Origin of the sequence: Peloplasma aerotolerans (genome assembly GCF_030012175.1) — a bacterium.
Taxonomy (GTDB): Bacteria; Bacillota_I; Bacilli_A; order Acholeplasmatales; family Acholeplasmataceae; genus Peloplasma; species Peloplasma aerotolerans.
On the sequence record NZ_JASCXW010000038.1, the window covers coordinates 1 to 13,358 of the forward strand.

Annotated in this window: 17 protein-coding genes and 3 tRNA genes; 5 read left to right on the top strand and 15 right to left on the bottom strand. The window is 30.6% G+C overall.

What is annotated here, in order from left to right:
* Nucleotides 1-78 precede the first annotated feature (78 nt).
* Nucleotides 79-345, bottom strand: a complete 267-nt coding sequence (locus tag QJ521_RS08495; RefSeq protein ID WP_282840041.1) for a hypothetical protein — start codon at nucleotides 343-345, stop codon at nucleotides 79-81.
* The gene (locus QJ521_RS08500) at nucleotides 342-641 is read right to left on the bottom strand and encodes an AbrB/MazE/SpoVT family DNA-binding domain-containing protein (RefSeq protein WP_282840043.1); all 300 of its coding nucleotides are present in this window, start codon (nucleotides 639-641) and stop codon (nucleotides 342-344) included. Before QJ521_RS08500 ends, QJ521_RS08495 begins: the two co-directional genes overlap by 4 nt.
* Nucleotides 642-1,883: 1,242 nt before the next feature.
* Here QJ521_RS08500 and QJ521_RS09715 point away from each other — a divergent pair.
* On the top strand, nucleotides 1,884-2,000 hold the full coding sequence (locus QJ521_RS09715; RefSeq protein ID WP_430757351.1) for an integrase core domain-containing protein: 117 nt from the start codon (nucleotides 1,884-1,886) through the stop codon (nucleotides 1,998-2,000).
* A 444-nt stretch (nucleotides 2,001-2,444) separates the two neighbouring features.
* On the opposite strand, the gene QJ521_RS08505 is transcribed toward QJ521_RS09715, so the two are convergent.
* The 6 genes from QJ521_RS08505 to QJ521_RS08530 form a co-directional block, all read right to left on the bottom strand.
* On the bottom strand, nucleotides 2,445-2,786 hold the full coding sequence (locus QJ521_RS08505) for a hypothetical protein (RefSeq protein WP_282840044.1): 342 nt from the start codon (nucleotides 2,784-2,786) through the stop codon (nucleotides 2,445-2,447).
* Between the two features lie 87 nt (nucleotides 2,787-2,873).
* On the bottom strand, nucleotides 2,874-3,491 hold the full coding sequence (locus QJ521_RS08510; protein ID WP_282840045.1) for a response regulator: 618 nt from the start codon (nucleotides 3,489-3,491) through the stop codon (nucleotides 2,874-2,876).
* 4 nt (nucleotides 3,492-3,495) lie between these two features.
* Nucleotides 3,496-4,572, bottom strand: a complete 1,077-nt coding sequence (locus QJ521_RS08515; RefSeq protein WP_282840046.1) for a sensor histidine kinase — start codon at nucleotides 4,570-4,572, stop codon at nucleotides 3,496-3,498.
* On the bottom strand, nucleotides 4,572-5,261 hold the full coding sequence (locus tag QJ521_RS08520) for an ABC transporter permease (protein WP_282840047.1): 690 nt from the start codon (nucleotides 5,259-5,261) through the stop codon (nucleotides 4,572-4,574). The genes QJ521_RS08515 and QJ521_RS08520 overlap by 1 nt, the downstream gene beginning before the upstream one ends.
* Nucleotides 5,258-5,977 (bottom strand): ABC transporter permease, encoded by a 720-nt coding sequence (locus QJ521_RS08525; RefSeq protein WP_282840048.1) that lies wholly within the window; start codon nucleotides 5,975-5,977, stop codon nucleotides 5,258-5,260. Before QJ521_RS08525 ends, QJ521_RS08520 begins: the two co-directional genes overlap by 4 nt.
* Before the next feature lie 3 nt (nucleotides 5,978-5,980).
* The gene (locus QJ521_RS08530; RefSeq protein ID WP_282840049.1) at nucleotides 5,981-6,922 is read right to left on the bottom strand and encodes an ABC transporter ATP-binding protein; all 942 of its coding nucleotides are present in this window, start codon (nucleotides 6,920-6,922) and stop codon (nucleotides 5,981-5,983) included.
* Between the two features lie 382 nt (nucleotides 6,923-7,304).
* Between QJ521_RS08530 and QJ521_RS08535 the strand changes: the two genes are divergently transcribed.
* Entirely contained in the window at nucleotides 7,305-8,291 is a 987-nt protein-coding gene (locus QJ521_RS08535) for a hypothetical protein (protein WP_282840050.1), read from the top strand.
* A gap of 2 nt (nucleotides 8,292-8,293) precedes the next feature.
* A complete protein-coding gene (locus tag QJ521_RS08540) occupies nucleotides 8,294-8,467 on the top strand; it encodes a hypothetical protein (RefSeq protein WP_282840051.1) in 174 nt (57 codons plus the stop codon).
* Between the two features lie 237 nt (nucleotides 8,468-8,704).
* Here the strand turns inward: QJ521_RS08540 and QJ521_RS08545 are convergent, their stop codons facing one another.
* The 4 genes from QJ521_RS08545 to QJ521_RS08560 all read right to left on the bottom strand — a co-directional run bounded on the left by QJ521_RS08545 (nucleotide 8,705) and on the right by QJ521_RS08560 (nucleotide 10,211).
* On the bottom strand, nucleotides 8,705-9,232 hold the full coding sequence (locus tag QJ521_RS08545) for a helix-turn-helix domain-containing protein (RefSeq protein WP_282840052.1): 528 nt from the start codon (nucleotides 9,230-9,232) through the stop codon (nucleotides 8,705-8,707).
* Nucleotides 9,216-9,869, bottom strand: a complete 654-nt coding sequence (locus tag QJ521_RS08550; protein ID WP_282840053.1) for a hypothetical protein — start codon at nucleotides 9,867-9,869, stop codon at nucleotides 9,216-9,218. The genes QJ521_RS08545 and QJ521_RS08550 overlap by 17 nt, the downstream gene beginning before the upstream one ends.
* A gap of 170 nt (nucleotides 9,870-10,039) precedes the next feature.
* Nucleotides 10,040-10,128: transfer RNA gene (locus QJ521_RS08555), tRNA-Ser, on the bottom strand.
* Nucleotides 10,129-10,133: 5 nt separating this feature from the next.
* Nucleotides 10,134-10,211: transfer RNA gene (locus QJ521_RS08560), tRNA-Arg, on the bottom strand.
* Between the two features lie 200 nt (nucleotides 10,212-10,411).
* Between QJ521_RS08560 and QJ521_RS08565 the strand changes: the two genes are divergently transcribed.
* Together QJ521_RS08565 and QJ521_RS08570 are read left to right on the top strand one after the other, a co-directional pair.
* Nucleotides 10,412-11,155 carry a polyphosphate polymerase domain-containing protein gene (locus QJ521_RS08565; RefSeq protein WP_282840055.1) on the top strand — a complete coding sequence of 248 codons (744 nt, stop codon included), beginning with the start codon at nucleotides 10,412-10,414 and terminating at the stop codon, nucleotides 11,153-11,155.
* Nucleotides 11,130-11,813: a DUF4956 domain-containing protein gene (locus QJ521_RS08570; protein ID WP_282840056.1), complete on the top strand. Its 684-nt coding sequence runs from the start codon at nucleotides 11,130-11,132 to the stop codon at nucleotides 11,811-11,813. Before QJ521_RS08565 ends, QJ521_RS08570 begins: the two co-directional genes overlap by 26 nt.
* Before the next feature lie 44 nt (nucleotides 11,814-11,857).
* On the opposite strand, the gene QJ521_RS08575 is transcribed toward QJ521_RS08570, so the two are convergent.
* The 3 genes from QJ521_RS08575 to QJ521_RS08585 all read right to left on the bottom strand — a co-directional run bounded on the left by QJ521_RS08575 (nucleotide 11,858) and on the right by QJ521_RS08585 (nucleotide 13,232).
* Nucleotides 11,858-12,406, bottom strand: a complete 549-nt coding sequence (locus QJ521_RS08575) for a hypothetical protein (RefSeq protein WP_282840057.1) — start codon at nucleotides 12,404-12,406, stop codon at nucleotides 11,858-11,860.
* A gap of 136 nt (nucleotides 12,407-12,542) precedes the next feature.
* Nucleotides 12,543-12,619 (bottom strand) — tRNA-Pro (locus QJ521_RS08580).
* Nucleotides 12,620-12,704: 85 nt separating this feature from the next.
* A complete protein-coding gene (locus QJ521_RS08585; RefSeq protein WP_282840058.1) occupies nucleotides 12,705-13,232 on the bottom strand; it encodes a cysteine hydrolase family protein in 528 nt (175 codons plus the stop codon).
* Nucleotides 13,233-13,358 lie beyond the last annotated feature (126 nt).

Sequence of the window (13,358 nt, forward strand, 5' to 3'; positions counted from 1 at the left end):
TTAAATGTTCGTTTTTCTGCCTTGCTGCGAACCAACTAAATCCTGTGTTCTGTTTTATCTAATATATAAAACTACTCGTCACAATCTTTTTAATATGTCGTGATGTCCGATATCTAGCTTGATTATTAAATTTTCATCATGATAGGTCCATATGATACGAATTGACATATTGATACTAGACTCAAACAATATTTTGCTTCCTTTAATCTTTTTAGATCTTAGACTTGGATGCTTATGATTTTCTATAAATAAAGATAACTTTTCATAAAATATTTTCTTCTCAGCATCTTGTAACTTAGTAAAAGATTTCTTAAATCTACTAGAAAATAGTATTTCATACCTCATCTCTCTTTCTCATTTTCATTTTTGTCATTTTCTTCATCTATCTCTTCCAAATAGTTTATAGCATCTTCTACAGACTTAAATGGACCAACATCGTACTTTGTTGGCTCTTCATACAATCTCATTACAGTTTCTTCAAGTTTTTTGATATAGGACTTTGAATATACTGCTACTGGTTCAATGATGATTAATCCATTTTTTACATAAATTTCAAGATGATCTCCTTCTTGAAGATTAAGTTCTTCAACAATTTCTTTTGGTATCGTTATTTGTGATTTTTTTCTCAAATCAAGAATCATTCTATCGACCTCTTTTTCCTACTTTCTTACTTTCTGACTATATTATAACAGTATTTTAGAGTTTTTTCAATAGTCTCATTGACGATTATTTTTTAGATTTCATTGTGATATTGTTAAAAACCTTAAATCGTGTAAATCACATTGTAATCGTGTAAATTGAATGCAAATCGTGTAAGCACCTATTCAATTGTAGTATTTTGTCTTGATTTTCAGCAACTTTTAAAGTCAAAAGTAACTCTTTAAAGTGAGAAAAATCCCTTATTAAAGCAAAAGAATGCCTGATACGAGTTGTATCAAACCTATGCTTCTTATATTGGTTGAATGACCTATTTTAATACAGTTGCGCACCCCTAAATTATGGCTTAACTAAGCTGTTTTTCTAAAAATCTTAAAAATTTAGAGAATGACTGTTGTATTTACCCTATACAATCCAATATTCATTCATTTTCTTGTTTTTCTGATCAAAATGGATATTAATAAAATCACCATTGATATTACCCAAACATAGACAATAAGCAAATTAAAGTTTTCCTGCACTTTATCAATTAAAGCGATAACGGAGGCTAATACAGTTGGTATCGTTGCTGTCCATATCCAAGATTTAAACTCATATAAAAAATTTGGTAATGCTAAAGATGACAATTCATTAATTTCTCTTATTGCATTTATTGCGTTAATTATAATATATTTAAACAAATAAATCGCAAAATATAGCACAAAAATAAACGTAAAACTACCCGCGAAAAGCGATAGAATTCTATATAATAAATGGATTTTTGTATGTGAACTGCTGATCAAAAAAGTAAATCTAAAAGTTAATAAAAATAACATCAAAAAGGTACTTAAACAAATAACCCACCTTTTATACTTTTAGTATTTAGATTGATAGCCATAATATAACCACTCTGTAGATCTAAAAAATTTAAAAAGTCATTCTCTTAGAAGACTTTGAATGTTTGCTTTATAATATGTTGGATAGCCTATCACATGATGATAGAATAAAAACAAAAAAATCATCATGGTAATGTGTACCCTCCCATATTTTCAATTCATCGTTATCTTAACTAAATGTTATCACATGTTTGCAATATTTTCTATGCCAAAATTTGCTATGGGATGGTATGACATCTAATCAACAGGAATTAAACTCTGTACGCATTTGTTATTTATATATTCATTATAGTAGCATTCGATGGAAAAGTGAAAACGAATATGAAATACACATGAGAAATATATAGACTCATCTACAATAGCTATGATCACTTAAGAATTTGTATTGACGAGCACGTTATCTTCTACAATGAAAAACGTCCACATGCTACTCTAGGATATGTAACCCGGATGAATTCGATATTTTAGCTATATAAAGCAAAAAAAACCATCAGTTTTTGATGGTTCTTCTATAAAAAAGGTCAACTGTCAAAAAGAGTATTGAAAATACCCTATACAGTCTATAAAACTACAAATAGCTTACTTCTACATTACCTTTGATTGCTTTTGAATACGGACAACACTAAACACAGGTTTTTGGTATCATTTCAATATTGTATTTGTAGTCATAGAGTATTTTAAATTGGCAGCTATTAATATTAAAATTGGAAGGATTATATTAAAGATCATAAATGTTGCAGAACTTATTTGAAGTATAAACGCAGGGAAAACCTATCCAATCCCCCAGCTTGAAGGAAGCCAAAATATTAGAACTGCTATCAAGTAAATCCATAATGCTGCAATATGCTTTCTAAAAAATGACGATTGCTTGTTATATAATTTCGATTCTTTTCTCACAATATAATAAGTGCTTCATATAAGTCCAATAAATGGTGGAACAAAGCCGCCACCAAAAAGAAACAGGAGCATAAATAAGAGTGGAAAATACATTAAATACTTGCTTTCAATCAACACATTTATCAAAATAATGATAGCAATACTTATCAAAATAGTGATGATTCCTGAAATTAAAAAATCAGGTATTATGGAAAATGCAGGTAATCCTGCATGCCAAACTTGATCAGGATCAGCAACATCTAACGCATGAATCAAAAATGAATTTGATTGTCTTCCTGCTTGAAGTATTTCTCCAACCCCATGTATAAATCCAATAATCGCAGCATAAGTCATTAAAATAACTGTACTGACTTTCATTGGGTTACATGCTTAATAAGCATATCTATTCATCATTTCCTACAATTTCAAACGACTATTCATTAAGAATCCGCCATCTTGATATTCTTATTTATTTGTATCATCTTGAACCGTTTGCCAGTAATAAATAGCGATTTGTGTACGATCTCTTAACATCAGCTTTTCCAATATAATACTAATAACATTACGAACTGTGCCTTCACCTATATAAAGTCTACTCGCTATTTCTTTATTGGAATAACCATGCGCGATAAGCTCCATACAGCTATTTTCTCGATCCGTTAACAATTGTACTCTATTGCTCGTTGTAAACTCCTGAAGAGCCTCTTCACTAATGATCGCTTGTCCTTGAAATACTGTCTTTATCGTTTGTATCTGTTGTTCAACCTCTTCACTTTTTAGTAAATATCCGCTCGCACCTGCATGAAGTGCTTGATGAACATGTCGAAAATCTCTAAAAGTTGTTAGCATAATGATTTTTATGCTTTGGTTTATTTCTTTAATTTTTGCACATGCATCAATACCATTCATTTCAGGCATTCTAATATCCATTAAGATGATATCAACATGATGTGTTCTAATGAACTCAATCGCTTCTAGACCATTTGCACACTTTCCAACAACTTGAAAACTTTGATCTTTTGACAAAATGATTTCTAGGCTATCAGTAATTAAATGATCATCATCAACTAATAGTATTTTCATCATTTCACTCCTCCAAGTAAATAGGAATCACACAAGTTAATGTAAATAAATAACTTGGGTTAACGATCAACGTTCCACCTAATGCTTCAATGCGCCTTCTCATAAAGTGAAGTCCTACCCCTTCTTTATTTTTTTTCATTATACTATGATTATTTGTAATAGATAATTTGGCAATTTTTTCATCAACATGTAAGACTACATTAATTTCAGTTGCTTTTGAATGTTTTTGGATATTTGTATATGCTTCTTTTAATACAGAAAGAAATGCATGCCAGTGTGTTACTTTCAATGAGTTAACGATACCCTTTTGAACAAAACTAATTTCATATTGTGCCAACTCATGAACTTTTCCTTTGAAATGTTCTAAATTATAAACTTCTTCTGGTTTCGTATGGTGCACAGTTTCTTTAAGACTTTCAACAGCTTTTTCTATTCTATTTTTTAAAGCTTTAAATGATTCATTCTTAGAAGCATCTATAATTTGAGTTTCATAAGCCCTAATCGCAAGCAATGCTCCAGTTAATTCATGGCCCAAATCATCATGCAATTTCTGAGCAATTCTATCTCTTTCTGAAATAACACTAAGTTTTGATATCTCTTCTTGTGTTTGAAGCAAGTGATAGCGCTCTTGTTCTAGAGTATATTTTTCTTCTCTTAATTGATCAATTTCTTTTGTGACTGACATATGATCTTTTGACCAGAAACTGAGTATGATACTTGAAAATACTGAAAATAAAGCCAAAACTACATAATCATAACGAAAATCCAACAAACCAATCCATACAAGCACATAAACTCCAATTAAGTAAAATTTCTCACGATATATCCATATAGAAATCGATGGAATCAACAAGTATAGTGCTTCTATAAAGTAAAAAGAAACAGCTATATATAATGCAAGTTCAATTAATAAATAATGCGTTTGCAAATGAAATCTCATTCTTAAAACCATAAGTAAAACCGAAACAATCATTAGGAAAAAAACCGCAGGTTCCTGCGGTTTAATCAGCCAAAACACTAGCCCATATAATATTGTAACTAAAGCATAAAGGATTGTATCAGGTCTTACATAAGAGCGCATTACTCCAATCTCCTTTTAGATCCTATCGTTACAAATATTATAGCAAACCCTAATAAAATTAACAAGCATAGAATGACTAAAACATAGTTTTGAAGTGCAGCCAGTTCTAGACCATAAGCATACCAATATGTAGGTAAAATAATAGCAATCAATCTTAAGCGTTCTGGTAAATATTCTAAGGGTAGACTCATTCCACCCATCACAGCCATTAGATTAGCTACAATGCTATAAACTGCTATTGATGTTGCATAGGTTTTGAATAATGTATGCCAAAATAATGAAAAACAAATAGCCATTACTGTGAAACAAAGCATGAGTAAATACGCCCATAGATAAAAGGTAAATACGCCTCTCCACACAATATAACTTATGATCCAAAATAGTGTAACTTGTACAAACATAACGCTCATATAAGCCGATAAGTGACCCATTAAATAGTCTTTATGAGTAATTGGTGAGGCTGCGATTCGAATGATTGTATGACTTTGTCTATCTTCAATAACCTGTTTAGTTAACATAAATGTTGCAAACAGTGTAATCAATCCAAAAATACCATAACTAATTCTTGTTGTATCTAGACCTTCACTTCTTGGAAGAAATATTAATACAAGTGGTAACAACCCCATTAACGCCAACGTTAGTCTTTGCTTAAATATTCTTTTTAACGCAATCCTAAATATGACACTCATATCGCAACTCTCCTACTTAAGCGATATACAACCAATCCACATATCATGACTAAAGATGATAATAATCCTAAGCCTAATAAGGCTTCATCATATGCTTTGTTCATAAAGCCATGTACTGCATAATGTGTCCATGCTAGAGGACTTGAAAATTTTGATAAAAACACTGTTACATCATTTTCTGGTAACGGAAAAAAGAAACCTGCTATAATCATCGCTATAATGATGTAGACTGTAATTACTGCTTGAGCTTTTGACGCTTTTTTCAAACTAAGAATCGATATAGCAGCAACAAACTGTGCCAAGATAACCCCAATCAGTAGTGTCAATAAAACTAAAGCTATATTATTCACAACAGAACCATAGAATAAAACCACATAACCTAAAATAACCAATGACTGAAGGAAACTGATGCTAATGCTAGAGAAGATGTTTGCTAATACAAACTTCATCGGGTGAACAGGAGTTGCTCTTAAACGATTTCTAAATGGCTTAAAGAAATCGTGTTCAATACCTTCAAATGTATATGCTGCACCAAATCCTTGGAACATAATTATATAGATAATACCTATATACAAAGCCATTTGCTTTACGTCTTCAATCTCGGTAGCTTCCTTATTGATTGCTGTCATCAACGTTATTAAAACAACTGGTAACCCAATCAATATGATATGTCCTAAATAATCTTTTAAAACTCTTAATCCATAAAAACGTACCATCTTTTACACCTCACTATCTCTAAGCGTTTTACCTGTTAACATCAAGAAAACATCTTCAAGATTCGACTGCTGGTTTTGAATATTAACAATCGTTTGCGATGCTAGAATGTTTAAAATCTTGTCTAATTGATTCACATGAGCTTCAGTGATGATCTGATAAGTATTTTTGTCAATAGCTACTTCTTTTACACCACTAACTCCTTTAATCTTTTGTATACTTTCTTCTAAAGGATGTTTGACTTCTATTAAGGTTACCTGATCCCCTTTGATTTTTTCAATCAATTCTTTAACAGTACCTTTTGCAATAATATGACCTTGATCAATAATATAGACACGGTCAGATATCAGTTGAACCTCTTCAATATAGTGTGATGTGTAGATAATTGCTGTATTTGTGTTTTTAGCAATTTCCTTCACGAACTCTAAAATATAGTTTCTACTTTGTGGATCAATACCAACAGTCGGTTCATCCATAATAATGAGTTCAGGTTCGTGAAGTAGTGCACATCCAATATTTAGTCTTCTTTTCATACCACCTGAATAACGTTTAGGTAACTCATGTAGTCTATCTTCTAAACCAATGAGTTTAGCAACTTCTTGAATACGTCTATTTAAATTTTCTTTACGTAGTCCATAGAGCTTACCGAAAAACAATAGGTTTTCATATGCACTTAAATCTTCATATACAGTAACCTCTTGTGTCACCAATCCGATACGCTTTCTAACATCTCGGTTTGATCCATTTTGTTTTTGTCCGAAAACTTCAATAGAACCCTCGTCAACATCAATTAAACCCACTATAGCATTAATTGCTGTAGTCTTTCCTGCTCCATTTGGACCCAATAGTCCAACAACTTCACCTTTTTGAATTTCCAAATCTAGATAGTCAAGTGCTAAACGATTCCCTTGATAACGTTTAATGACATCTTTCAATTTTACGATCATGTTAATCACCTCACACATAGGATAACAAAAAACCAATCATGCAAACAGTGACAATTGTCATTAAATGCAAAAATGATTACAAAGAAAAAAATACTCCTTCGTTTAAGATTAGGTATCAATATATACCTTCTCTCCAACTTTTTGGAGTCATTTTATTGTTATATGGGTTGTGTAACCTATTTTAATACAATTACGCACCCTTTGCAGAATTTACGCACCCCTAGTGATTTTTACGCACCCCTACAAAAACAGCTTAAAAAGGTGATTTTCAAAATGACTTTTTGATTTACCCTATGCAGTACATATAAAGTTCACTATCTTCATTGACATCACCACTTTTGCATGCTACAATCTATTATATCATAACAAATAGGGGGATATAATGAATAGAATTTTAAAACTATGTTTAGTGTTTTTTTTGATGACTTTGGTGATGACATTTTTTTCTGCAACGGTTAATGGGGCTTCAGAAATAGATTTTGGTGTTGAACTGGATATCATCGAGACAAGAGTTTCTGATAATCTTAAAGTAACTGAAATCAAGTATAAGAGCAAAATCAATAATACGAAAAAATTGTCTGCATCATTAGCAAAAGATAAAATGAAACTAGAAAGTATAAATATTGATACAAAAGCTTTAGAAAACAGTTATTATGCTATAATTCATGAAGAAAGAATTTATTTAAATGATTATGATATTACTAGTGAGCCTAGTAGTTTCTCAAATGTTATGACCACCGAATATACTTACAAGACCCCTGAAGGACTACCATCTTGGAATCCAGATGTAGAGGACACTTGGTCAACCGATAAATATTTGACAATAATTACCGAAGCATATGAAATTGATTATTATGTATCTGGATCTAAAGTATATCCGATATATAGAATTCAAAGTTATGTAAACTATGATACACCATTTGTTTTAAGACACACAGATAAATTAGTGATTCGACATGGAGAGAATGGAGTCTTTTGGGATGGTAAAGATAGTTTGCTAGGAAATACAAACTATTATAGTATGTCTGGATATTATTATTTTATGAGAAGAGATGTTGATCCAAACTACTCATTTGGTTTTATTTATCACTATTACCAAAAAGATCTTACTCCTTCCTACCCCAGTATTTATGGGGTTTCGTATGATGTTAATTTATATAATTATCAAGGCTCTGATAGAGAATATGCCTATGGTTCTTATTATGTGATTGCTACAAATACTACAGTAGTTCAAACTGTCTATGTTCACAATGAAAGACTTTTTGGCAATGCTTTAACATTAGATATAAGTATTTATGGAGTATCAGTTAAACGAGGACAGTCTAATACCACATATTCTGCAAAACCATTAACTTTACGAGGTTTATAAAAATGAGCACATTTAAATTTTTGACTTTTATAGTTGGTATTATATTGATTCTTATCACAGTAATAGTGGGGATAATGAATAATGGTTGGGAAGATGTTCTTCCGGTATTTATTATTTTTGTTGTTATGGCTGAATTTGACCATTTGATTTCTTCATGGAAAAACAACAAGAAATAACACTAATGATGATTTCTAAAGGCATTAAAAATTTAATTTGAAGCGTTTCAAGTTTGTTTAATAGAGCAAAACTGCTTAAGTCACTGTGATGATTAAACAAGAATACTATTGCTTTAATTTATTATGTTTGAGAAAATAAAATCGTTGTTACATATAACGACAAGATAAAAGAGATTTCAGAATCTAAATCTTTTAGTTTTCTAAATCTTTTTTTGTTTATCATTTAATTCATTATTTTCATCCGATCAAATCATCAATAGTCATATTATAAATCTGAGATAATCCATATATCACATCAAGTTTTGCTAATCTAGTTCCAGTCTCGTAACTTTTAAGAGTTGCTTGACTAATATTAAGTAAATCTGCAACAAACTTCAATGACATGTCATGATATAATCTTTGATTTTTTATTGCTTTACCAACTTCTATTTTAGAGATTGATTTGAGTTTCAATTTATGTTTTGGAAAACAGATTTGACTCCAATTTCTCATAATTTCATCAATATTATTAAATGTTCTTTTATCGTATTTAAATCTTTCATTATTAATTAATGATTTTTCTAGTAACTGGTTTTGTTCTTCAGTTAGCGTATATTTTAAAACTTCATATTGTTCAATGATTTCTTTGGCATCTTTTGCTTTTATGTTTTTAATACGATAATGAGTATTTTCTATATTATCATAAAATTTGATAACATACTTTGCTCGTTTTAAATAATGTCTACACCATTTCCAAAAATCTGTTTCATTATTTCTGAAGAACATTTTTATAGTTCTCTTTGTAGATGTTTATGAGATTATTCTTAATTGAATATCTATTTAATAATTCATCAAGAGTAGCTACTGTTGAGTATTTATAGGGATGGTGCGTTATAATCTCTTTGAAAATCTCATCGGAATATGATTTTATCCCAGATTCTTTTTCTTCATGATAACGAATATAATTGATATCTTTTATAGAACTTACTTTTTCTATTAACTCCAAGGCAGTAATTAGACTTACTACTTCATCATAAAATAACGTATTAAACTTGATGAGGTGGTACTTATCAATTGATTTGTTGTTAGATACTATTTTGTTCGTATAAATCTGAATAGTATCAACATCTTGATCTCCGATATCGTAATAGTTATACATCGCTTTTCCAACCATCATACCGCTAAAATGATCCACATAATATTCTTTAATCGCTTTATCAATGTCAATATCTTGATCAGAGTTGACAATATATACCCCTTTTGCAATACTTGAAACGATTTGCTCATCTTCTAATCTATTTAGTATCTTAAGCAGTGTTTTATATGATATCAAAGAAAAGCGATGATTTTGCTCGTATTGAACATCAAATATTCGTCCTTGATTTTGTATACAAAACTCTCTTAAAGTTTTTGTGTAATTCATTATGTCACCGCCTTTGTCTATATTATATCATATTATATCGACATTTCTAATATTTTAGTCGACATTGTCGACTTTTTCCTGATAATCTAGATACTTGTGAAACATCTCAGTGAAGCAATAAAATAAAAAAGACATCTTGTATAGGATACAAAATGTCGACTTTTAATTTATGGCGGAGGAAAGGGGATTTGAACCCCTGCGTCCTTTAAGACCTACAAGCTTTCCAAGCGTGCCTCTTCAACCACTTGAGTATTCCTCCATATATGGTGCATCCGACATGGTTCGAACATGCGACCTTAACCTTCGGAGGGTTATGCTCTAATCCAACTGAGCTACGGATGCAATTCATATCGCGATTGTTATTTTACCATTTATAAATCTTTTTGTCTATTTGTATATTTATTTCTATCATTTATCAATCATTAAATCCTTCATAATTATTTAGTGAAATCATGACTCTGTACTAGAATACATGGTATAATATTAAAAGCGAATACGAAACTGTAGATTTATATGGTTTTCACTTAATTTGGGAGAGGTATATGAACAGACCTATATTTAATCGATATGAAAGAAAATATATCATAACTGCAAAACAAAAAGATGAGCTTATCGAGTTCCTTAATGAATATCTCATTGAAGACCCTTACTCAACAGATGGTAAAGCTTATACAGTCTATAATATTTATTTCGATACACATGATTTTAGTATCATAAGAAATTCAATTGCAAAACCAAGATATAAAGATAAACTGCGCTTAAGAAGTTATAAATTTCCCTTAAATCCTGAGGACCCTGTCTTCCTAGAAATCAAAAAGAAATATGAAGGTAAAATTAATAAACGTAGAATTACTATGCGTTATGATCAAGCCTTAGATTATTTAGAGAAAAAAATAATGCCCACATTTGATAACTTTAGAGATAATCAAATCATGAAAGAAATTGATTATTTCATAAACATTCATAATGCTTATCCTGGTGCATTTATCAAATACGATCGGATTGCTATGATGTCACCTACAGATGAACTACGCGTGACATTCGATTACAATATTAAATTTAGAAATCAAAAAGTTGACTTTACAAACGATTATGGTAATCTTATTCTATCGAATAGAGATAGTTGGTTGATGGAAGTCAAAACAGAAGATAATTTCCCTTTTTGGTTAGCGAGAAAATTATCAGAGTATCAATTATATAGTCAAAGCTTTTCTAAATATGGAAGAGCTTATCAACAATATCTTTTAGGAGGAACTAACGATGACTACATTCTTTATCACCATTGATATTATGCCCTTAACTTTAGGTGCATTACTAACTGTTCTTATTACTTCTACCATTTTGGGTGGCATATTAAGTCTAGTTTATATTTTTACTCATAAAAATACGGTCTATGACCAATCATTTAGTATGACACTATTCCTATTACCTTTAGTGATTTCAATTATAGTTTTGCTCATTTCAGACAACTTAGCACGTGCATTTAGTTTAGCTGGAGTTTTTACATTAGTACGATTTAGAACAGCGATTGCAGATTCTAGAGATATTACATATATTTTAAGTACAGTCGGTATTGCTTTAGCATCCGCAATGGGATTTGTTGGAATAGCAATCATCTTTACAGCATTTATTAGTATCATTTTAATCATACTTCATTCTTTCAGATTAGATAAAGATTCTAATAGACATGCTAAGTTAAAGATTGTGATCCCTGAAAATCTCAATTATTCTGATGTCTTCAATGATGTCTTTAAGAAATACTTAAATGGCCATCAACTTCAACGTGTGAAAACAACAGATTTTGGAACGATGTTTGAATTAACTTATTTAATTAAGTTAAAACCTGACACAGATCAAAAAGAATTTCTAGATGAGTTAAGAGTTAGAAATGGTAATCTAAGTATTACATTGTCATCAGATTATGTATCACTTACATCCGAATAAATAGACAAAAAGGCTGAGTTCAGCCTTTTTATTTCGAATCCATATTAGAACCAGTGATTAAAAAATGAATCTGTGAAGTCTTTCATGAAATCTTGAATGTCCTTGAAGAATTTTTCTTGAAGGCTAAACAATGAGTCTCTTGAAACGAGTTCATTTTTTTCTTTATTTTCGTCTGGTTTACTTTCAATCACCTTATCGGTCTCGTACTTCTTGGTTCTTGCATGTTTTGTTGATGACTTGGATTCACTTGTAATTTCACCATTTAGTAATAAATAGTGTGCTTTTTCTTGTTCAACAAGTGTAAGATTTTTGTCATCTTTTTCATTCATACTCACATATTGATATGCAAGTTTTGTTTCAGAAAATCTCTTAGATAATTCAATGATGATATCAAGAACTGGTTTGTCAGTCTTGAAGTCATATCGATCATACCCTTCTGATATTTCTTCAACTTTTTCCTTAAAGTTAGAGGTAACCTTTGTCAGATCAAATGAACTCTTTTCATCACCTTTCGAATTTTCAAGAAACGCCTTCATTTCTTTTACTTCTTCAGTGGTTCCAAGGATTCTTAGTCTATTTGAGACTTTCAGCATAAACATCACCCCTTCTATCTATATTATATTACTGGCACTCTAACGTGTCAAGTGCTGAATATAATTTTTTGTAACTTTTTTTTATATCTATGATATAAACAAAAAAAACAATCCATAGATTGCTTAATTTTTTTTATGGTCGGGACGACAAGATTTGAACTTGCGACCTCTTGGCCCCCAGCCAAGCGCGCTACCAAGCTACGCCACGTCCCGTATCAATTTGACCATTCATATTATATCAAATCATTGCTAAAAAAGAAATGATTTCTATGTATTAAAATAGACGTTAACTTGTATGTTAAAATCTATCTTTTAAATCAGAAAACTCAATGACATCAGCAAACCCATGCCATATTTCTTCATTATACATGTTGATAATGTCTTCACCTTTAACATATGTACTATTAAAGGTAGAGTTAAATCCTTTAGGCAGATAAACATGATAACCTAAATCGAATGCTGATTTACAGGTTGCATCTATGCAATATTCAGTTTGCATGCCGACCAAAATAATGTTTTCAATCGATTTAGATATCAAATAATCTTTCAAGTCTGTTTGATAAAATGCACTATTATACTTTTTATCTATTATTTTATCATGTGTATTTAAATGTAGTTCTTTATAGATTTGCCATCCTGATGTATCTTTAACTAACGGACTTCCTTCTTGATTATCTTGATGTCTTACAAAAATAACGTCAACATTTTTTAACCGACAAAAATCGATCATTTCATTAATATTTTGTATAAGTTCATTCCGATTGATAGGTTGTTCATCAATTAATGCTTTTTGCATATCAACGACCAACAAAGCTGTGTTTTTCATGATACTTTCCTTTCTACAACTAGATACTTAAATTATATCAAGATGAATTCTTTAGATGAAAAGATACGCATAAAAAAGAAGAGGCTGTAACGAAATAGATTAGTTTCAGCCTTGATAACAAAAAAG

Bases quoted from the DNA above. Each gene is read 5' to 3' on its own strand.
- QJ521_RS08495 (WP_282840041.1), bottom strand. From the start codon at position 345: ATGAGGTATGAAATACTATTTTCTAGTAGATTTAAGAAATCTTTTACT.
- QJ521_RS08500 (WP_282840043.1), bottom strand. From the start codon at position 641: ATGATTCTTGATTTGAGAAAAAAATCACAAATAACGATACCAAAAGAA.
- QJ521_RS08505 (WP_282840044.1), bottom strand. From the start codon at position 2,786: ATGAAAGTCAGTACAGTTATTTTAATGACTTATGCTGCGATTATTGGA.
- QJ521_RS08510 (WP_282840045.1), bottom strand. From the start codon at position 3,491: ATGAAAATACTATTAGTTGATGATGATCATTTAATTACTGATAGCCTA.
- QJ521_RS08515 (WP_282840046.1), bottom strand. From the start codon at position 4,572: ATGCGCTCTTATGTAAGACCTGATACAATCCTTTATGCTTTAGTTACA.
- QJ521_RS08520 (WP_282840047.1), bottom strand. From the start codon at position 5,261: ATGAGTGTCATATTTAGGATTGCGTTAAAAAGAATATTTAAGCAAAGA.
- QJ521_RS08525 (WP_282840048.1), bottom strand. From the start codon at position 5,977: ATGGTACGTTTTTATGGATTAAGAGTTTTAAAAGATTATTTAGGACAT.
- QJ521_RS08530 (WP_282840049.1), bottom strand. From the start codon at position 6,922: ATGATCGTAAAATTGAAAGATGTCATTAAACGTTATCAAGGGAATCGT.
- QJ521_RS08535 (WP_282840050.1), top strand. From the start codon at position 7,305: ATGAATAGAATTTTAAAACTATGTTTAGTGTTTTTTTTGATGACTTTG.
- QJ521_RS08540 (WP_282840051.1), top strand. From the start codon at position 8,294: ATGAGCACATTTAAATTTTTGACTTTTATAGTTGGTATTATATTGATT.
- QJ521_RS08545 (WP_282840052.1), bottom strand. From the start codon at position 9,232: ATGTTCTTCAGAAATAATGAAACAGATTTTTGGAAATGGTGTAGACAT.
- QJ521_RS08550 (WP_282840053.1), bottom strand. From the start codon at position 9,869: ATGAATTACACAAAAACTTTAAGAGAGTTTTGTATACAAAATCAAGGA.
- QJ521_RS08565 (WP_282840055.1), top strand. From the start codon at position 10,412: ATGAACAGACCTATATTTAATCGATATGAAAGAAAATATATCATAACT.
- QJ521_RS08570 (WP_282840056.1), top strand. From the start codon at position 11,130: ATGACTACATTCTTTATCACCATTGATATTATGCCCTTAACTTTAGGT.
- QJ521_RS08575 (WP_282840057.1), bottom strand. From the start codon at position 12,406: ATGCTGAAAGTCTCAAATAGACTAAGAATCCTTGGAACCACTGAAGAA.
- QJ521_RS08585 (WP_282840058.1), bottom strand. From the start codon at position 13,232: ATGAAAAACACAGCTTTGTTGGTCGTTGATATGCAAAAAGCATTAATT.